Source organism: Tardiphaga sp. 813_E8_N1_3 (assembly GCF_051811025.1).
GTDB lineage: Bacteria > Pseudomonadota > Alphaproteobacteria > Rhizobiales > Xanthobacteraceae > Tardiphaga.
In genome coordinates, this window is record NZ_JBPWQE010000001.1 from 2,950,623 (window position 1) to 2,969,531 (window position 18,909).

At 61.0% G+C, this 18,909-nt stretch carries 17 protein-coding genes; 4 read left to right on the forward strand and 13 right to left on the reverse strand.

Annotated features, from left to right (window positions below; genetic code table 11):
* Window positions 1–19: 19 nt before the first annotated feature.
* Window positions 20–823, reverse strand: a complete 804-nt coding sequence (gene lpxA / locus AB8A33_RS14110; RefSeq protein WP_068730856.1) for an acyl-ACP--UDP-N-acetylglucosamine O-acyltransferase — start codon at window positions 821–823, stop codon at window positions 20–22.
* A gap of 156 nt (window positions 824–979) precedes the next feature.
* Here lpxA and AB8A33_RS14115 point away from each other — a divergent pair, with 156 nt between their 5' ends.
* The 4 genes from AB8A33_RS14115 (at window position 980) to AB8A33_RS14130 (ending at window position 3,227) form a co-directional block, all read left to right on the forward strand.
* Complete coding sequence (locus tag AB8A33_RS14115) at window positions 980–1,237, forward strand: response regulator transcription factor (protein WP_439093331.1); 258 nt, start codon at window positions 980–982, stop codon at window positions 1,235–1,237.
* Window positions 1,234–1,476: a response regulator transcription factor gene (locus tag AB8A33_RS14120; RefSeq protein WP_439093332.1), complete on the forward strand. Its 243-nt coding sequence runs from the start codon at window positions 1,234–1,236 to the stop codon at window positions 1,474–1,476. The genes AB8A33_RS14115 and AB8A33_RS14120 overlap by 4 nt, the downstream gene beginning before the upstream one ends.
* Before the next feature lie 119 nt (window positions 1,477–1,595).
* Window positions 1,596–2,249 carry a hypothetical protein gene (locus AB8A33_RS14125; RefSeq protein ID WP_439093333.1) on the forward strand — a complete coding sequence of 218 codons (654 nt, stop codon included), beginning with the start codon at window positions 1,596–1,598 and terminating at the stop codon, window positions 2,247–2,249.
* 153 nt (window positions 2,250–2,402) lie between these two features.
* Complete coding sequence (locus AB8A33_RS14130; RefSeq protein WP_439093334.1) at window positions 2,403–3,227, forward strand: hypothetical protein; 825 nt, start codon at window positions 2,403–2,405, stop codon at window positions 3,225–3,227.
* A gap of 127 nt (window positions 3,228–3,354) precedes the next feature.
* On the opposite strand, the gene fabZ is transcribed toward AB8A33_RS14130, so the two are convergent.
* From fabZ to dnaE, 12 genes are all read right to left on the reverse strand, one after another.
* Entirely contained in the window at window positions 3,355–3,834 is a 480-nt protein-coding gene (fabZ, locus tag AB8A33_RS14135; RefSeq protein WP_439093335.1) for a 3-hydroxyacyl-ACP dehydratase FabZ, read from the reverse strand.
* Window positions 3,831–4,916, reverse strand: a complete 1,086-nt coding sequence (gene lpxD / locus AB8A33_RS14140) for a UDP-3-O-(3-hydroxymyristoyl)glucosamine N-acyltransferase (protein ID WP_439093336.1) — start codon at window positions 4,914–4,916, stop codon at window positions 3,831–3,833. Before lpxD ends, fabZ begins: the two co-directional genes overlap by 4 nt.
* A 32-nt stretch (window positions 4,917–4,948) precedes the next feature.
* Entirely contained in the window at window positions 4,949–7,486 is a 2,538-nt protein-coding gene (bamA, locus tag AB8A33_RS14145) for an outer membrane protein assembly factor BamA (RefSeq protein ID WP_439095936.1), read from the reverse strand.
* 173 nt (window positions 7,487–7,659) lie between these two features.
* Entirely contained in the window at window positions 7,660–8,811 is a 1,152-nt protein-coding gene (gene rseP, locus AB8A33_RS14150; protein ID WP_439093337.1) for an RIP metalloprotease RseP, read from the reverse strand.
* 43 nt (window positions 8,812–8,854) lie between these two features.
* Window positions 8,855–10,078 carry a 1-deoxy-D-xylulose-5-phosphate reductoisomerase gene (gene dxr, locus AB8A33_RS14155; protein WP_439093338.1) on the reverse strand — a complete coding sequence of 408 codons (1,224 nt, stop codon included), beginning with the start codon at window positions 10,076–10,078 and terminating at the stop codon, window positions 8,855–8,857.
* Window positions 10,079–10,082: 4 nt separating this feature from the next.
* Complete coding sequence (locus tag AB8A33_RS14160) at window positions 10,083–10,793, reverse strand: phosphatidate cytidylyltransferase (RefSeq protein ID WP_439095937.1); 711 nt, start codon at window positions 10,791–10,793, stop codon at window positions 10,083–10,085.
* 5 nt (window positions 10,794–10,798) lie between these two features.
* The gene (locus AB8A33_RS14165) at window positions 10,799–11,554 is read right to left on the reverse strand and encodes an isoprenyl transferase (RefSeq protein WP_439093339.1); all 756 of its coding nucleotides are present in this window, start codon (window positions 11,552–11,554) and stop codon (window positions 10,799–10,801) included.
* A 90-nt stretch (window positions 11,555–11,644) separates the two neighbouring features.
* Window positions 11,645–12,202 carry a ribosome recycling factor gene (frr, locus tag AB8A33_RS14170; RefSeq protein ID WP_439095938.1) on the reverse strand — a complete coding sequence of 186 codons (558 nt, stop codon included), beginning with the start codon at window positions 12,200–12,202 and terminating at the stop codon, window positions 11,645–11,647.
* Between the two features lie 70 nt (window positions 12,203–12,272).
* Window positions 12,273–12,989: a UMP kinase gene (gene pyrH, locus AB8A33_RS14175; protein ID WP_439093340.1), complete on the reverse strand. Its 717-nt coding sequence runs from the start codon at window positions 12,987–12,989 to the stop codon at window positions 12,273–12,275.
* 82 nt (window positions 12,990–13,071) lie between these two features.
* Complete coding sequence (gene tsf, locus AB8A33_RS14180) at window positions 13,072–13,995, reverse strand: translation elongation factor Ts (protein WP_439093341.1); 924 nt, start codon at window positions 13,993–13,995, stop codon at window positions 13,072–13,074.
* 200 nt (window positions 13,996–14,195) lie between these two features.
* Entirely contained in the window at window positions 14,196–15,188 is a 993-nt protein-coding gene (locus tag AB8A33_RS14185; protein WP_439093342.1) for a 30S ribosomal protein S2, read from the reverse strand.
* A gap of 201 nt (window positions 15,189–15,389) precedes the next feature.
* Window positions 15,390–18,872, reverse strand: a complete 3,483-nt coding sequence (dnaE, locus tag AB8A33_RS14190) for a DNA polymerase III subunit alpha (RefSeq protein ID WP_439093343.1) — start codon at window positions 18,870–18,872, stop codon at window positions 15,390–15,392.
* Window positions 18,873–18,909 lie beyond the last annotated feature (37 nt).

Sequence of the window (18,909 nt, forward strand, 5' to 3'; positions counted from 1 at the left end):
CGCCCCGCGATACCCGAACTCAAGAGTTGTTCTTGCTATCCTCGGGCAGACACAGTGCGCGGTGCTTGGCGCCCGCGATGAATGTCAGGATTTCTGCAATCGCCGGATCGTCATTTGCCAAAGGCTGCACACGCTCAAGCCGCTCGGCGAAGACGCCCGCGCCATGGAACAGCTTTTGATAGAAAGAGCGCACGGCGGCAACGCGCTCCTTCGTGAATTTGCGGCGCTTCATGCCGATGATGTTGAGGCCTTCGAGCGCTGCATACTGGCCATTCACGAGCCCGAACGGGATGATGTCGCCCCGCACGCCGCAGATGCCGCCGACCATGACCTGCGAGCCGATGCGGGTGAACTGGTGCACGGCCGATAGCCCGCCCATGAAAACGAAATCGCCGATCTCGCAATGGCCGCCAAGCGTCGCCGAGGTCGCGAAGATCACGTCATTGCCGACATGGCAGTCATGGCCGACATGGGCGCAGTTCATGAAGTAGCCGCGATCGCCCACCGACGTGATGCCGCCGCCAGCGACAGTACCGGCATTCATGGTCACGGACTCGCGGATGGTGCAGCCATTGCCGATAGTCAGTCTGGTCAGTTCGCCCTTGTAGCTGAGCGACTGCGGGGGCGTGCCTAATGACGCGAACGGATAGATCGTGCAGTTCTCGCCGATGGTCGTCTGCGCCGTCACGTTGACATGCGACAGCAGCTTCGTGCCTGCACCGATCGTGACATGCGGTCCGATGATGCAGAAGGGTCCGATTTCGGCGCCCTCGCCAATGACAGCACCGTCGGCGACGCGGGCGGTTGGATCGATCTTGCTCATCGAGAAGTCCAGTTCCTGCAAATTTCTAGGATTTTCCGCTGCGTAACCCGCGTCACGTGGACTGTCCAGTACCGCGCGGACAAGTGCCACTGGAACCTTGCTGAACTCCAAATGTTCATGGTACGTTCTTTTTATACCAGTACGGAATGACCTTTCATGGCGCGTCTGACCAATCGCGAGGAGGAAATATTGTCGCTGGTTGGCCAGTCGATGAGCTGCAAACAGATCGCGCGCGCCCTTGCCATTTCCGAGTTCACCGTCCGCAAACATCGCGCGAGCATCCTGCACAAGATGCGGCTGGGAACCACGGCGCAACTCACCGCCTTCGCCAAAACATCTGTCACCAACACGCAGCAAGTTGGCGAGATATCGCAATACGCCAATCAAAGGGAAAGACACGACCAGTCTTTTTGATCGGCAGCCGACCCGCCCTGCGACCGCGCGAAATCGACGTCGCGCGGCTCATTGCTGTTGGCTTCACCAGCAAGCAGATCGCCCGCAAACTCGGGATCAGCCCCCTCACCGTCCGCAAGCATCGCGAAAACGCGATGCGCAGCCTCAACGTCCACAGCCTTGCCGAGCTGATTGACGCATCAAGGCGGCTCGGTTTCGTCAATACGCCATCAGAGCCATACCACACAACCAATGGTTGATACACGCTATGGTTGTTATCCACGACATCGTCACGACATCACGCAAGCCGTAATGCTCCCTCGCTTTGCAAGGCCGCTTGTTGTCGCCGACCAGTCACCATTCAGCCAGGAGCAGCAACATGGCCAAATACTCGATCAAGGTTCTGAACAACTCTGGGTTCGCGAAGAATTATGTCCTCTTCATGCAACCACCCGCTGTGACATCGACGGGCGGACAGCCGGTCGTTTACAGTAACGCGTGGGTGACCTTCAACGGCATCCGGTCGGGTGGAACGGATACGGTTGAGTACACCGACGAGACCTTCGCCTATTGGGCAACAGCAACCATGCCCATCGCTCCAGGTACAACCATGGGCCAGAGCGGCGCTGCTGCGGTCGATGTCACTCTGCAGGACAGCGTCACCTTTGCCGGAACGACCCCCATCGGTTTCGGCACCGTTACACCGGGCGGCGCAATGACGGGCTCCTACAGGATTATCGCCAACAACGATTTCACGGCATCCAACGGATACCTGTTCGGTCTGGCGCGTCCCGGCAACATTCCGAGCATCCCGTCACCGGTCGCTACCTTCATCGCGGAGCCGAACGACACGTTCAACGTGACACCTGTGATCAATTTCTATGTCGCCGATGGCGCATACACGCCCGGTCAGATCATCGACTACACCGCAGCCTCGACCAAGGCCGGCAACGTCAACTTCACGGGTCGCGCGCAAACCAGCGCTGTGGTCACGCAGAACCCCGACGGCTCCTTCTCGCCTCAGTACTACTGATTGATCGGCTTCGGTGAAGGCCTGCGTCCTGGCACGCACCAAATCCTGATCTGGATCTGCACCATGTGCGCCGAGATCGGAGCCGCCGCAGCGGGCGGCGGCACCGCATAACCATTCGCTCCAATTCACATGCTGACATCACAAGAGGTCCACATGGCTGTAGCCTATTCATCCTTTGTCACGCCAGCAGGGAATCTCGCACCGGCGATTCACGGCGCCGATTTCGACGCCCCGTTCAACTGTTCCGCCACATTCACCGGCACCTGCTCGGCTGGTGAATATCGCCAATACGTTATGGGCCAAAACACGGCCAATGGCAGCGTGGTCGCCCTCGTGTTGTGCGGAGCTGTGGTGCTGCTACCAGCGGCATATCAGGAAGACGGCTGCCCCTCCGGCAACTGTACGGCGTACGGACATCGAACCTGTCCACAGCACCCATATGATCGTTATGACCCTGCACGTCCGGGCGGATGCCAATTCTCGATGTATGATGCGCCCGGATTCAAGAACGTGGTGCGAGGGACCACATACGTCGTCTACTTTTCATTCCAGGGAAAACTGATCGACACATCGGCCGGCGGCGCCGTCCTTGCGACCAAAGGATGGACGGTAGAAGGGACTACGACCGTGGCAGAGACTCCTCCAACACCGGCCTTGGTTGGCTTGTCGGCGACCGAGAAACTCATTGGTGCGCATACCGCGCTCAATCTCGAAACCGGCGCTCTTGAATTGCACATCGTGATCACGCGGCCCGCTGGCCTACCGGGCCTCGATGGCTCGTCAATGGGCCTGTCTCTCATCGATCCGGCGGGTAAAAGATCGCATCCGTCTGACGCACCAGCGGTGCACGAGATCGGGACTCAGAGCCAATCGACTGTGAGTATCGTCTATACTCTCCGCCAAGGCACCACCCCGCCGAGCTCCGTAGAACTGGCTATACATGGCGGCGTCGTCACAATGCGTGTTCGGCAGCGCTAGCGCGTTTTCGAGCGAAGTGGGTACCGGTCCGCATCAAGAAAACGCGTCTAAACAAAAAGCTAGAGCCTCGGTTCTGCTTCTATCAGAACCGAGGCTCTAGACGAATGACGCGGACTAAGCTGTCTGCTCAGTCCGTCAGCATCGCGCCGACATCGGCCTCGGCGACGACCTTGCCGTTCACCTTGGCGTCGCCGTGGAACCACCACATGGCCTTTTTCCGGCCGATCAGGTGCAGGTGATACTCGATCGTGTCCCCCGGCATCACCGGCTTGCGGAACTTGCACTTGTCGATGGTTAGAAAGTACACCGCGCGCGGTTTCTCGGTGCCTTCGACTGACGAGATGCCGATGACGCCGGCCGTCTGCGCCATGCCTTCAATCATCAGCACGCCGGGATAGACCGGACGATCGGGAAAGTGGCCAAGAAATGCCGGTTCATTGATGGTGACGTTCTTGATGCCGATGCCGCTGAAATCCTTCCGGATGTTCACGACGCGATCGATCAGCAGGAATGGGTAGCGATGCGGCAGGGTCTTGAGGATGGTGTTGATATCAACAGTCTCAATGATGATAGGCGACTCGCCATCGCTTGATAAATCCTGGGTCATTCCCGCCCCTCGTCCTTCGTATCCTGCGTCGCCGCATCCGTTCCCGGCATGCTCTCGCGGGCGAGTTTCTCAACCGCGAGGATCTCGCGGAACCATTGCTTGGTCGGCCGGGCAAAGATGCCACCCCACCGCGCGCGCGGCGGAATGCTGTCTTTCACTCCGGCCATTGCCGCAACCTGCGCGCCATCGCCAATCGTAATGTGATTGTTGAGGCCCACCATGGCGCCCAGCGCGACGTTGTCGCCGATGGTCAGGCTGCCTGCAAGGCCACATTTCGCAGCGATCACACAGTGCCGTCCAATTGTCACATTGTGGCCGATCTGGACCTGATTGTCGATTTTGGTCCCTTCGCCAATCACAGTATCGCGCAGGCTGCCGCGGTCGATGGTGGTGCCGGCGCCGATCTCGACGTCGTTCTGGATCAGGACACGGCCAGTCTGCGGGACCTTGATGTGCTTGTCCCGGCCGAACACGAAGCCAAAGCCGTCCTGGCCGAACTTGCAGCCGGGGTGAACGAGCACATTGTTGCCGATCAGTGTGAACTGCAGCGTGCTGCCGGCACCGATATTACAGTCACGGCCGATCTTGACCCCGGCGGCGATCACCGCGCCAGAGCCGATGATGGTGCCGGAACCGATCTCGACATCCGGGCCGATCACGGCCAGCGGATCCACCGTAACGTCATCCTCGAGCTGAGCAGAGGGATGGATGACGGCGGATGCGGCGATGCCAGTAATGTCAAAGCCGGAGGCCGGACGCAACGTATCCGCCTGCAGCTCGCGCGCCAATTCCACGAAAGCCGCGAACGGCCGTTTGGCCCGTAGCACTGTCACGTGAGCCGGAATGTCGCCCTTAAAGCTCTCGCTCACCAAGCAGGCACCGGCCTTGGTGTGGGTGAGCTGGTCGATGTAGCGGAGATTTTCGAAGAAGGTCAGGTGATGGGGGCCGGCCTCGTCGAGCGAGGCTACGCCAGTCACGATCTGGTCGGCCCGCGTCGGGTCGACCAGTCGCGCCTTCGTTGACGCGGCTATTTCAGCCAGCGTCAACGACGGCGATTGCTTGAAGAACGTCGGCAGAGCCATTCCACCCGTCGCGGTCCGGCCGGAGATCAAACTCAGAACGAAGTTCCGCCGCCGAACTTGAACTGCTGCACGCGATCATAGGCGCCCTTGGTGATCGGCACTGCGTAATCGAAGCGCAGCGGACCAAACGGCGACTGCCAGATCAGGCCCACACCGACCGACGACCGGACGACGTTGCCATCGTCAAAGGTCATACCGGCGCAGTTACCGACCGAAGTCCGGCTCGCAGGCACACAGCCGGCGGCATTGACTTCGCCAGTCTGAGCCCAGCTGGTCGGTCCCTTATAATCCCAGAGACCGCCGGCATCGGCATAAACTGCGCCCTTGATGCCAACTTCCTTCGGCAGGAACCAGAATGGCATCTGCAATTCAGCCGAGGCGCCCCAATACTTGGTGCCACCGAGCGCGTCGCCGTAGGATCCCAGCGCAACATAGCTGATGTCACGCGGGCCGATGCCGTTCTGCGCGAAACCGCGCACCAAGTTCGGACCCATCTGGAAGTGATCCAGCATGCGGATGTCTTCGCCGACCTTGTTCAGCATACCGCCCTGGACACGCAGCAAACCAACAATGTCGGCCACCAGCGGGGTGTAGTACTTCGCATCGATCGTGGTCTTGAGGTAGGTCACGTCGCCACCGACGCCAGCGTAGTCCTGCTTGAACTCCAGGAACAGACCGTCGGTAGGGTTCTTGTTATTGTCGAGCGTGTTGTAGTTCAGCGTGTAGCCGAGCGCCGAAGTCAGCGTCTTGCCGCTGGCCAGTTCGCGGCGAACTGGCAGAGACGACTCACCATCGGCGTAGCAACCCCACGTATTCGCATTGAGAGGATCCACTGCGGTCAGAGTACCGGCCGCGGCGTTAATGGCACCCGGCGTAAAGGTGGCCGGATTACCGCTCAGATTGTTACAGTTGCTCAGCGCCGTCGGCAGCGAAATCTGCTGCTGATAGACGGAGTAGCGCAGCTGCAGCGCGAGATCTTCACGCAGCTGGAAACCGAGGCGCGGGCTGAAGCCGAGCGTCTTGGTGTTGTACGAGATGTAGCTGTTGGACAGCTGCTCGCGCTGATAGAAATCGAGGCCGAGCGCCACGCGGTAGTCGAGCAGGTAAGGCTCAACGAACGACAGCGAGTAGCCACGGGCATACTGGCCGTACTGGACCGATGCCTTCGCAAACAAGCCACGACCGAGGAAGTTACGTTCCGAGACACTGACTTCGCCGAGCGCACCGTCAGTGGTCGAGTAGCCGCCCGAAACCGAGAAGTCGCCAGTGGATTTCTCTTCCAAATCGACCACCAGGATCACGCGATCACTGGATGAACCGGGCTCGGTCGTCACCTTCACGCTCTTGAAGAAGTCGAGGTTCTTCAGACGGCGTTCGGCACGATCAACCAGAGCACGGTTATAGGCGTCGCCTTCAGCGAGATCGAACTCGCGGCGGATGACATAATCACGAGTGCGCGTGTTGCCGCGCACATTGATGCGCTCGATATAGACGCGGGGCCCCTCTTCCACCGAGAAGCCGATGGTGACGGTGTGAGATTCGAAATTGCGATCGCCACGTGGACGCACAACGGCAAAGGCGTAGCCACGGCGGGACATTTCGATCTGCATTTCCTCGACCGACTTCTCCAGCGCTTCCGCGTTGTAAAGCGAGCCGACGCCAACGCGCGAGAAGCTGCGCAGCGAGTTCGGATCGAACTGCGGAATGGTGGACGAGAAGTCGACCGACGACACGCGGTACTGCTGGCCTTCTTCAATCTTGAAGGTGACCAGGAAGCCCTTCTGCTGCGGGTCGTATTCGGTGAGCGCGGCGACGACCTGAACATCGGCGAAGCCGTTCTTCAGGTAATAGCGGCGGATCAGGTCACGATCGGCTTCGATGCGGTCCGGATCATAGATATCGCCCGAAGCCAGGAAGCTCAGGAGATTCGATTCACGGGTCTTGATGACGTCCTTGAGACGGTAGGACGAGTAATAGTTGTTACCGATGAACTGGATCGACTTCACGCCGGTCTTAGCGCCTTCGTTGATCGTGAAGATCAGGTCGACGCGGTTGTTCGGCTGCTCGATGAATTCCGGAACGACGCTGACGTCATAACGGCCAGAGCGACGGTAGATTTCGGAAATGCGCTGGGCGTCGGCCTGCACCATCGGGCGCGACAGCGTCCCGCGCGGCTTCGACTGCACTTCGGCGTTCAGCTGGTCGTCCTTGACCTTCTTGTTACCTTCGAAGGCGATACGGCCAATGACCGGATTTTCGACGACGCTAACGACCAGACGGCCACCGGCCTGATTGATCTTCACATCCTGAAACAGGCCGGTCTCGATAAGCGACTTGAGGCCGTCATCGATGGTGCCCTGATCCAGCCGGCCGCTCGGGCCAGGACGGAAATAGGAGCGGATGGTCTCCACATCCACGCGACGATTGCCTTCAACAACAATCGAAGCGGCGGTCTGAGCCACGGCAGTCGAAGAAACGAGCGTAGCAGTCGCTGTAACGGCGACCGGCATGGCGACCAATAGCGAAGCAGCAAGAAGGCCACCCCGGAAACCCCGCAAACCAAAAATCATGCGCAAAGCGCCCTTATCATTCCATCGCCAGCCCGCACCCCTACGGTCTGACAGAATCCCTTTAGTCGCCCAGCTTGTAGCCAATTTTACCTGACTGGCAAACGACCTTTCGCGCTGCAATTCTAATTTCATTCCAAGACGTTGCCCATCGGCCACGTTACCCCCAGCCTCGATCATGACGAAGCCAGGTGAAGAATGTCGTTATAGGTGGCAAATACCATCAACATCAGCACTAAACCGAGACCAATGCGGAAGCCCATCTCCTGCGCGCGCTCCGACAGCGGACGCCCACGAACGGCCTCGACGGCATAGAACAAAAGATGACCGCCATCGAGAAGCGGCACTGGAAACAGGTTGAGAAGGCCGATCGAGATCGACAGAACTGCTGCCAGGTGAATCAGTGCGGTCAGGCCGATTGTCGCCACCTGCCCCGAGATCTGGGCGATTCGCATCGGGCCACCGATCTGGTCGGCCGCCTCGCGTCCGGTGAATACACCGCCGATATAGGCGATGGTGCGGTCCACAACGAACCAGGTTTCCTTGACGCCCAGCACGAAAGCGGCCGCCGGATTGACCCGCTCGGTGGTCACTTCACCGGCCGCCGTGGCGCGTGTGATGCCGAGCACGCCCAATCGATGGACATTCCCGAAGCTGTCCTTGACTTCGCGAAGTTCCGGCGTGCCCTTCAGCTCGACCGTGGCTTCGCCGCGCTTGACGCTGAAGGCCAGCTGCTCACCGGCCTTGGTGCCGACAATGCGCTGCATGTCGGAGAAGCTGCCAATGACCTTGCCGTCGATGGCCTTGATGATGTCGCCCGACTGGAACCCGGCCTTCTCGGCGGCGCTGCCAGCCTGAATGCTGTCGACCTTGGCGGTCGTGCTCGGCTTGCCAAAGAACGTGAACAGACAGGTGAAAATGATGATCGCGAGGATGAAATTGGCGATCGGACCGGCAGCCACGATGGCCGCACGTTGGCCAACCCGCTTGTGGTGGAAGCTGCCCTTGCGTTCATCCGCCGTCATGCCTTCCAGCGCAGCGCTTGAGGGGGTCGAGGCTTCGCTCTCGTCGCCGAAGAACTTCACGTAGCCGCCAAGCGGAATCGCGGAAATCTTCCAGCGCGTGCCATGGCGATCGTTGAAACCGACCAGTTCGGGACCGAAGCCGAGCGAGAACGTCAGGACCTTCACGCCGTTCCAGCGCGCGACCAGGAAGTGGCCGAGTTCGTGGAAGAACACCACGATCGTCAGGACAAACAGAAAGGGGATGATATAGCCGATAAAGCCGTGACTTAACGTATTGAAACTATGTTGGAAAAACTCAAGCATCCCGATCCCCTAACGCGAGGCCAAAGGCCCCATCCCCAATGCTCTAGGATGCCTTTGCGGCAATTTGAGGCAAGAGGGTGGCAGCCATTTTTCTCGCTTTATGGTCAACAGCGATGGCGTCATCCGCCGATGACAATGGCGCCAAATTCCCTGCCCGCACCCATTCATTCATGGTGGCTTCGACCAGCCGTGCAATGGCGCCAAAGCGGATCTTCTGGGCAGTGAAGGCAGCCACAGCGATCTCGTTGGCCGCGTTGTAGACGGTGGTCGCGCCGCTGCCGGTGCGCAGCGCGTCATAGGCCAGCTTCAGACCAGGGAAGCGCGCGTAATCCGGTGCCTCGAAGGTCAGCGACCCGACTTTGGCGAGATCCAGCGGCGCGGCCCGGCCTGCGATACGGTCCGGCCAACCCAGGCAATGCGCGATCGGTGTGCGCATGTCCGGCGAGCCCAGTTGCGCCATGACGGAATAGTCCCTGAATTCCACCATGCCGTGGATGATCGACTGCGGATGCACCAGCACGTCGATTTCGTCCGGCGCCAGCGCGAACAGATAGGACGCCTCGATCACTTCGAGGCCCTTGTTCATCATCGATGCGGAATCGATGGTAATCTTCTGCCCCATCGACCAGTTCGGATGTTTCAGCGCCTGCGCCAGCGTTGCCTGCTCGATATCGGCGGCAGCCCAGGTGCGGAACGGTCCGCCCGAGGCGGTAATGATGACGCGGGTCAGTTCCTCGCGGCTGCCGGAGGCCAGCGCCTGGAACAGCGCATTGTGCTCGCTGTCTGCCGGCAGGATGCAGGCACCAGCCTTGGCGGCGCGATCCATGAAGAAATCGCCGGCACACACGAGGCATTCCTTGTTGGCCAGCGCGACGGTTGCACCGCGGTCGACGGCGGCGAGTGCGGGCTTCAAGCCGGCGGCGCCTGACACGGCGGCCATCAGCCAGTCGGCCGGACGCTCCGCAGCCTCGACGATGGCGCTATCCCCCGCTCCACTGGCGATCCCGGTGCCGGCGAGTGCCGCGCGGAGTTCGTCCAGTTTGGATTCATCGGCGACGGCCACGAAGCGCGCGTTGAATTCCTTGGCGAGCTTGACCACGCCTTCGACGTTCCCGTTGGCGGTCAAAGCCTCCACCTGGTACCGCTCGGGGGACGCTCGCAGCAAATCCATGGTGCTGTCACCGATCGAACCGGTCGCACCGAGGACAGTGATGCTGCGCAGACTGGACGCGGCGGGCTTGTTATTTCGCAGGGGAACAGCGCTCATTAAATCACCAAACCATAAGACCGCGGCCGACGCCATCTGCGCCGCCGCGTAAAAGACCGATCACCGCAGCAGCAACCACCGCGAATACATAGCCATCGAGGCGATCCAGCAGACCGCCATGGCCAGGAATGATCTGGCCGGAATCCTTGACGCCGAACTTGCGTTTGACCGCGGACTCGAAGAGATCGCCGAGTTGCGACAGCACCGTCAGCACGGTTGCGATCATGAGCAGCGGCAGCAGCCTGCCCAAACCATTCATGGCAAAACCGGCAGCCACAGCGAGGCTGAGAACAAAGCCGCCGATGGCGCCAGCCCATGTCTTCTTCGGACTGACGCGCGGCCACAGTTTCGGGCCGCCGATGCCGCGCCCGGCGAAATAGCCGCCGATGTCTGTCATCCAGACCACCAACAGAATGAACATTAGCGCCGAGAAGCCCCAAACGGGATCGAGGCGCACGACAATGGATGCAGCAAACGCAGCCAAGGCATAGACGAAGCCGAGCCCGATCCAGCCGATATGATTGCCGACGATGGCCCGCCATTCCAGGAAGAGACCAACCGACACCAGCGTCACGAGGCCGAACCACAGCCAGCCACCGGTATAGGCGGCGAAAATCGCGACGGGGATCAGCACCAGCGCGGCCAGGATGCGCATCAGGAGATTGCGCAGCCCCCGGTCATCCGCCTGCTTCGGCGCACTGTCGTCCTGGGTCACGCCGGTCACGAACCGGTTTTCGCGGCGAGACCGCCAAAGCGCCGCTCGCGCCGGGCATATTCGGCAATAGCGCTTTCCAGCGCGGCCTTGTCGAAATCCGGCCAGTGGATCGGCACGAATACGAACTCGCTATAGGCGGCCTGCCACATCAGGAAGTTCGACAGCCGCTGTTCGCCCGACGTGCGGATGATCAGGTCCGGGTCCGGAATATCAGGCGCGTCGAGATACTGGCCGAGCGTATCGACATTGATGCTTTCCGGCGTGCGCTTGCCCTCGGCGACTTCGAGCGCCAGACGCTGCGCCGCCATGGCGATCTCGTGCCGCGAGCCGTAGTTGAAGGCGACCACGAGATTGAGCTGGGTGTTGCCCCGCGTCAGATCCTCGGCCTCTTTCAGCAATGACGCGATATCAGAATCGAGGCCTTGGCGCTCTCCGATCACGCGAACGCGCACGCCGTCGCGATGCAGCGTAGCAAGGTCGTTACGGATGAAGCGACGCAGCAAGCCGAACAGATCGCTGATCTCGGACGCGGGCCGCGACCAGTTTTCCGAGCTGAACGAGAAGATCGTCAGATACTGGATGCCGAGTTCGTTGGATGCCCGCACCACACGGCGCAGTGCCTCGACGCCACGGCGATGGCCCTCGGCGCGCGGAAGCCCCCGCGCTGCAGCCCAGCGTCCATTGCCGTCCATGATGATCGCGACATGCAAAGGCGTGGATCGATCTGATCCATCATTTGCGGGCGCGGCGGCATTCGACATCGATTAAAATCCCCAGCGTATGGTCCGGCACATATGTGACCAATTTGCGGACCATACGCTTTTCAACAGCTTAAAAGCGGCTTCTGACGCTTAAACCGTCATGATTTCCTTTTCCTTAGCCGCCAGCAACTGATCGATTTCAGCGATCATGCTGTCCGTGACCTTCTGCACCTCGGTATCGTGGCGCTTCTGGTCGTCCTCGGATATCTCGTGCGCCTTCTCGAGCTTCTTGATGATGTCGAGACCGTCGCGGCGGACGTGGCGCACCGCAACCTTGGCCGCTTCGGCGTATTTATGCGCGACCTTCACGAGTTCCTTGCGGCGCTCGGTGTTCAGTTCGGGAATGCGCAGCCGCAGGATCTGGCCTTCGGTTGCCGGGCTGAGGCCGAGATTGGAATCGACGATCGCCTTTTCCACCGCCTTGACCATGGACTTGTCCCAGACCTGCACCGACAGCAGGCGCGGCTCGGGAACGCTGACGGTGGCAACCTGGTTCAGCGGCATGTGGCTGCCATAGGCTTCCACCTGGACCGGCTCCAGCATCGAGGCTGCCGCACGTCCGGTGCGCAAGCCGCCAAGCTCGTGCTTCAGCGACTGGGTCGAGCCCTGCATACGGCGCTTGAGGTCGTTGATATCGAATGGGGCCATGGCGGCCATACAGCTCTCCCTTGTATCCTGCTGGTGCGAAGCGGGTATGGCGCTCCGAACCCGTCTAAAATTAGCCCGCGACGATGGTGCCGCGGCCAGTACCCGTCAAAATGGCGCTGATCGAACCCGGCTCGGCGATCGAGAACACGATGATAGGCAGCGAGGTCTCGCGGGCAAGCGCGAAAGCCGTCGCATCCATGACTTTGTAGTTCCCCTCCACCGCCTGCGAATGGCTGAGACGCTCGAAGCGCTTCGCGTTCGGATCCTTCTTTGGATCGGCGCTGTAGACGCCGTCCACATTGGTCGCCTTCAGCACAGCCGATGCGCCGATCTCGGCAGCGCGCAACACTGCGGTCGTGTCAGTGGTGAAGAACGGATTGCCGGTACCGCCGGCCAGCAGCACGATGCGGCCCTCGGACAGGTATTTATGTGCAGCAGCACGTGTGAAGAGTTCGCAGATCTGCGGCATCACCATCGCCGACAGCGTACGGGCCGGCACGGCGTGGCGCTCGATCGCAGCCTCCAGTGCCAGGCAGTTCATGACGGTAGCGAGCATGCCCATGCTGTCGCCGGTCGGGCGTGACACACCGCGCGAGGAGACTTCAACGCCGCGGAAGATATTGCCGCCGCCGACGACGACCGCGACTTCAACACCAAGTTTCTGGGCTGCAATGAGATCGACGGCGATGCGGTCGATAGTCGGCTGATCGATACCGAATGACTGGCCTCCGGCGAAAGACTCACCCGAGACCTTGATCACGACGCGACGATAGAGCGGCTCACCCATGATGCGATCGCTTCCTTTCGAGGCGGCACCTCCCGGCGTAGATCGCCGGGAGGTCTAGTCGTATTTCTCAGAACTTGCGTTCTTACTTCTGGCCGCTGGCGGCGGCAACTTCGGCAGCGAAGTCCGAAGTCTGTTTCTCGATGCCTTCGCCGAGCGCGTAGCGCACGAAGCCGGCGAGCTTGATCGGTGCGCCAACCTTGCCTTCGGCTTCCTTGACGGCCTGCGCCACCGACTTGCCGGTGTCGTGGATGAAAGCCTGATCGAGCAGGCAGACTTCCTTGTAATAGGTCTTCAGGCCGTTCTCGACGATCTTCTCGATCATCGCGTCCGGCTTGCCCTGCTGGCGATACTTGTCCGCCATCACTTCCTTTTCGCGGGCGACGACGGCCGGATCGAGACCGGCGGAGTCCAGCGCCTGCGGGTTGGCGGCGGCGACATGCATCGCGATCTGCTTGCCGAGAGTGGAGAGCTCGTCAGCCTTGCCGGTCGATTCCAGCGCGACGATGATGCCCATCTTGCCGAGGCCTTCGATCACAGCGTTATGCACGTAGCTCGACACAACGCCGGCGCTGACTTCCAGCGTGGCAGCGCGGCGCAACGTCATGTTCTCGCCGATGGTGGCGATGGCTTCGGTGATAGCGGTCTCGACGGTGACGTCGCCAATCTTGTGCGCCTTGATGACTTCAACGTCGGAGCCGACCTTGAGCGCCACCTGGGCAATCATCTTGACCAGACCCTGGAACTGATCGTTGCGCGCGACGAAGTCGGTCTCGGAATTGACTTCGACCACGACGCCCTTGTTGCCGGCAGTGAGAACGCCGATCAGGCCTTCAGCCGCCACGCGGTCGGCCTTCTTGGCGGCCTTGGACAGGCCCTTCTTGCGCAGCCAGTCGATTGACGCCTGCATGTCGCCGTCATTGGCAGCCAGCGCGTTCTTGCAATCCATCATGCCGACGCCGGTGGTTTCGCGGAGGTCCTTGACCATCGCTGCAGTAATCGTTGCCATCGTTGAACCCTTTGCCTGTCAGGGCGCTTGCGAGCCAGCCGGTGCTGGTCAATCGCGCTACGCCGCAGGAACTATCATCGAGAGAAGTGTAGAGATGGAAAGTGCGGCCGGGATGACGGCCGCACAATAGTTTCTTGGCTCTCGTACCGGCATGATCATGTCCGGAACCGGGACACCGGTTCCGGGATCACGCCTGCGCGTTACTCGGCTTCCGCCGTCAGACCCTTGGCCTGGGCGACCCAGCCATCGGCGCGAGCCGGAAGGCCGACTTCTTCGCCAATCTTGTGGGCGGTGTCGTGATCGAGTTCGGCCAGCTGCCAATAGTGGAAGATGCCAAGGTCGTTGAACTTCTTCTCGATCGCGCCGGACACGCCGGTGAGCTTCTTGAGATCGTCGGCAGTGCCGCGCGGACCGGCCAGACCCTGGAAGCCAGCTTCCGGAGCCGGAATGGCTTCAGCGATGGGCGCAGCCGATGCACCAACGTCGAAGCCCGAGTCGCCCTGGGCGCGCGAGATGCCGTCGATAACGGCGCGTGCGATCAGGTCGCAATACAGCGTCAGCGCACGGCCGGCGTCGTCGTTGCCCGGGACCACATAGGTGATGCCCTTCGGATCCGAATTGGTGTCGACGATCGCCGCCACCGGGATGCCCAGACGCTGAGCTTCCTGGATCGCGATGTCTTCCTTGTTGGTGTCGATCACGAAGATCAGGTCGGGCAGACCGCCCATGTCCTTGATGCCGCCCAGCGAGCGATCGAGCTTGTCGCGCTCGCGCTGCAGCGTCAGACGTTCCTTCTTGGTGTAGGCCGACGCGTCGCCGGAATTCAGCACTTCATCGAGGTGACGCAGGCGCTTGATCGAACCGGAGATGGTCTTCCAGTTGGTCAGGGTGCCACCGAGCCAGCGGGAATTGACGAAGTACATCGCCGAGCGCTTCGCAGCTTCGGCAACGACGTCCTGCGCCTGGCGCTTGGTGCCGACGAACAGGATGCGGCCGCCCTTGGCGACGGTGTCGCTGACAGCCTTCAGCGCGTTGTGCAGCAACGGCACGGTCTGCGCGAGGTCGATGATGTGGATGTTGTTGCGTGCACCGAAGATGTAATTCGCCATCTTCGGATTCCAGCGATGCGACTGGTGGCCAAAGTGGACGCCAGCTTCGAGCAGTTGACGCATAGAAAATTCGGGTAGTGCCATAGTATCAATTCTCCGGTTGTTTCCTCCGGAAGCGTGTGAGCAAACGAGCGTTCGGGCAGAGGATTCTGCCGTGCAGCCTGGATGCCACCGGACGGCGATTAAGCCATGCTTCCGTGTGAGATGGGCCGGCTTATAGCCGGATTCCCGGGATAAGCAAGGAAATCCGGTGGCTTCGGCCGGTTTACCGCGCTGGTCGCCAGCTCAAAGCGTTTCGACCATTTCCACCCCGGAAACCGCCTTGATGGCGCCGGCGATCTGCGGAGAGACCTGAAAGCGGCCATCCAACTTGAACTCGACCTCAGTTTGCAGATCCAGCCGCAGGATGAGCGAGACGTCGCCTCCGCCGGCGACATTGCTCGGCTGCGGCTGGAGGCGTTTTACCAGCGAATCCAGTGCCTTGGTGTCCTTCATGGTCACCCTGAGCCCCTTCTGGGTCTTGGCAGCGGCGACATCCAAAGGTTCGGCGTGAAGAACCCGGGCCCGAACGTCCTCGCCCTGGAGTTCGGCACCGAGTTGCAGCAGCACCGCGGTACCTGGTTCCAGCACGTCGCGGTATTGGGCAAGCCCTTCGGAGAACAGCACCGCCTCGAAATGCCCGGTCGGATCCGACAGGCCCATGATGCCCATCTTGTTGCCGGTCTTTGTGCGCCGCTCCATGCGGGATACGACGGTAGCCGCCACCCTGCCCGCCGTAGCGCCGGTTTTGACGGCGCGGCAGAACTCGGCCCAGCTCTGCACCCGCAGCCGCTTCAGTGCGGCGGCGTAATCGTCAAGCGGATGGCCAGACAGGAAGAAGCCGATCGCATCATACTCCTTGCGCAGCTTGTCGGCCGCCAGCCAGTTGTCGATCTGCGGCAGCATGATGGTCGGCGCATCGGCCGCGCCGCCAAACATGTTTCCCTGACCGATAGTCGTATCCACGTGGGCGCTCTGGCAGGCGGCCAAAATAGCATCCGCGCCGCCATGCACGCGGGCACGATGTGGATCGAGCGTATCGAAGGCGCCGGCCGCAGCGAGCGTCTCGATGATGCGCTTGTTGACGGCGCGTGGGCTTACGCGCGACGCAAAATCGGCAAGCGACGTGAACAAACCGTTCTTGTTGCGCTCGGCGACGATCTGCTCAACTGCGCCAGCGCCGACGCCTTTCAACGCCGCCAGCGCATAATAGATCGTATTGTCGCTGACTTCGAAGGTGACGCCTGAACGATTGATGTTCGGCGCCTCGACCTTGATACCGAGCCGCTGTGCTTCGGCGCGGAATTCCGACAGCTTGTCGGTGTTGCCCATGTCGAGCGTCATCGACGCCGCAATGAACTCCACCGGATAATGCGCCTTCATATAGGCGGTGTGATACGACACCAGCGCATAGGCAGCCGCGTGGCTCTTGTTGAAGCCATAGTCGGCGAATTTTGCCAGCAGATCGAAGATCGTATCGGCCTGCCCCTTCGGCACGCCGTTCTTGACGGAGCCTGCAACGAAGATCTCGCGCTGCTTTTCCATTTCGGCGCGGATCTTCTTGCCCATCGCGCGGCGCAGCAGGTCAGCGTCCCCCAGCGAATAGCCGGCCATGACCTGTGCGATCTGCATCACCTGTTCCTGATAGATGATGACGCCGAAGGTTTCCTTCAGGATCGGCTCGATGATCGGATGCAGATATTCCGGCTCTTCATCGCCATGCTTGCGCGCGCAATAGGTCGGGATGTTCGCCATCGGGCCCGGACGATACAACGCGACGAGCGCGATGATGTCCTCGAAACGGTCGGGGCGCATGTCCACAAGCGCGCGCCGCATACCCTGGCTTTCCACCTGGAATACGCCGACCACTTCACCGCGCGCCAGCATTTCGTAGCTCTTGGGATCGGTAATCGGCGTCGTCGCAAGATTGACGTCAATATTGCGCTGCTTGAGCAGCTTCACGGCGACGTCGAGCACCGTCAACGTCTTGAGGCCGAGAAAGTCGAACTTCACGAGACCTGCTGGCTCAACCCATTTCATGTTGAACTGGGTGACCGGCATGTCCGATTTCGGATCGCGATACATCGGCACGAGCTGCGACAGCGGCCGGTCGCCGATCACGATACCTGCTGCATGGGTCGAAGCGTGGCGCGTCAGGCCCTCGAGACGCTGGGCGATATCGAAGGCTTTGGCGACGATCGGATCCTCGTCGCGGAGCGCCTGCAGCTTCGGCTCGCCTTCGATCGCCGCAGCCAAGGTCACAGGGGCCGCAGGATTTTGCGGCACCAGCTTGGTCAGCTTGTCGACCTGACCATAGGGCATCTGCAGCACACGGCCGACGTCGCGCAACACGCCGCGCGCCTGCAGCGTACCAAAGGTGATGATCTGCGCGACCTGATCGCGGCCGTAGCGCTGCTGCACATAGGAGATCACCTCACCGCGGCGATCCTGGCAGAAGTCGATGTCGAAGTCTGGCATCGAGACGCGTTCCGGATTGAGGAAGCGTTCGAACAGAAGGTTGAACTGCAGGGGATCGAGGTCGGTGATGGTCAAGACCCAGGCGACCAGCGAGCCGGCGCCCGAACCGCGGCCCGGTCCGACCGGAATGCCCTGCGCCTTCGCCCATTTGATGAAGTCGGACACGATCAGGAAGTAACCCGCATAGTTCATGCGGGAGATCACGTTGAGTTCGAAGTCGAGCCGCGCGTGGTATTCCTCTTCGCTCTTGCCCTGTGACACGCCGTGGATGGCGAGACGTTTGCGCAGGCCCTCCTCGGCCTGACGGCGCAACTCGTCGGATTCCTCCTGGGCCGCGCCTTCGGCGTTACTGCCGGCACCGACCGTGAAGCGCGGCAGGATCGGCTTGCGCGTCTTTGGCCGGAACGAGCAGCGCTCGGCGATTTCGACGGTCGACGCCAATGCCTCGGGAATATCGGCAAACAGAACCGCCATTTCGGCGCGGGTCTTGAAGCGATGATCGGTGGTGAGCTGCTCCCGGTCGGTTTCCGCAATGATCCTGCCACCGGCGATGCATAGCAGCGCATCATGGGCCTCATAATCGTCCGCGGCGGCAAAATACGGCTCGTTCGTTGCCACCAATGGCAGGCCCTTGGCGTAAGCAAGATCGATCAGCCCCGCTTCGGCGCGGCGCTCCTTCTCGGCGCCATGACGCTGCAGTTCGATATAGAGCCGATCGCCGAACAGCGACGCGAGCCGGTCGCAACGCAAAGCGGCAAGCGCGGATTGATCGGCCAATAGTGCCTGATTGATCGGACCGTCCGGACCGCCGCTCAACGCGATCAGATCTTCGGTTTCCTCCAGCAGCCATTCCAGCTTGATGTGGGGCGCGTGGTTGACCGGAGTTTCCAGAAACGCCCGCGAGTTGAGTTTCATCAGGCTCTGATAGCCGCGCTCCTTGGCAGCCAGCAGCACGATGCGCGGCATCACGGCGTTCAGCGCGTTACGGGCGTTGGGATCCTGGTCACCGAAATCGATCGCGACCTCGCAGCCGGTGATCGGTTGGATGCCGTAGCCCACCAGCTTTTCGGAGAATTCCAGCGCGCCGAACATGTTGTCGCTGTCGGTCAGCGCCAGCGCCGGCTGATGGTCGGCCTTCGCCAGTTCCGCCAGCTTCTGGATCTTGATCGAGCCCTTCAGCAGCGAATAGGCCGAATGCACGTGCAGATGGACAAATCCGGCATTCGACGCGGCGGCGGGCTTCTGACTCATGGCGTGGGGCGTTCCGGACTTTGCAGCGCCCGATCTG

Coding starts and splice junctions, on each gene's coding strand:
- AB8A33_RS14115 (WP_439093331.1), top strand. CDS start 980: ATGGCGCGTCTGACCAATCGCGAGGAGGAAATATTGTCGCTGGTTGGC.
- dnaE (WP_439093343.1), bottom strand. CDS start 18,872: ATGAGTCAGAAGCCCGCCGCCGCGTCGAATGCCGGATTTGTCCATCTG.
- AB8A33_RS14165 (WP_439093339.1), bottom strand. CDS start 11,554: ATGTCGAATGCCGCCGCGCCCGCAAATGATGGATCAGATCGATCCACG.
- frr (WP_439095938.1), bottom strand. CDS start 12,202: ATGGCCCCATTCGATATCAACGACCTCAAGCGCCGTATGCAGGGCTCG.
- AB8A33_RS14185 (WP_439093342.1), bottom strand. CDS start 15,188: ATGGCACTACCCGAATTTTCTATGCGTCAACTGCTCGAAGCTGGCGTC.
- AB8A33_RS14125 (WP_439093333.1), top strand. CDS start 1,596: ATGGCCAAATACTCGATCAAGGTTCTGAACAACTCTGGGTTCGCGAAG.
- fabZ (WP_439093335.1), bottom strand. CDS start 3,834: ATGACCCAGGATTTATCAAGCGATGGCGAGTCGCCTATCATCATTGAG.
- pyrH (WP_439093340.1), bottom strand. CDS start 12,989: ATGGGTGAGCCGCTCTATCGTCGCGTCGTGATCAAGGTCTCGGGTGAG.
- tsf (WP_439093341.1), bottom strand. CDS start 13,995: ATGGCAACGATTACTGCAGCGATGGTCAAGGACCTCCGCGAAACCACC.
- lpxD (WP_439093336.1), bottom strand. CDS start 4,916: ATGGCTCTGCCGACGTTCTTCAAGCAATCGCCGTCGTTGACGCTGGCT.
- AB8A33_RS14130 (WP_439093334.1), top strand. CDS start 2,403: ATGGCTGTAGCCTATTCATCCTTTGTCACGCCAGCAGGGAATCTCGCA.
- lpxA (WP_068730856.1), bottom strand. CDS start 823: ATGAGCAAGATCGATCCAACCGCCCGCGTCGCCGACGGTGCTGTCATT.
- bamA (WP_439095936.1), bottom strand. CDS start 7,486: ATGATTTTTGGTTTGCGGGGTTTCCGGGGTGGCCTTCTTGCTGCTTCG.
- dxr (WP_439093338.1), bottom strand. CDS start 10,078: ATGAGCGCTGTTCCCCTGCGAAATAACAAGCCCGCCGCGTCCAGTCTG.
- rseP (WP_439093337.1), bottom strand. CDS start 8,811: ATGCTTGAGTTTTTCCAACATAGTTTCAATACGTTAAGTCACGGCTTT.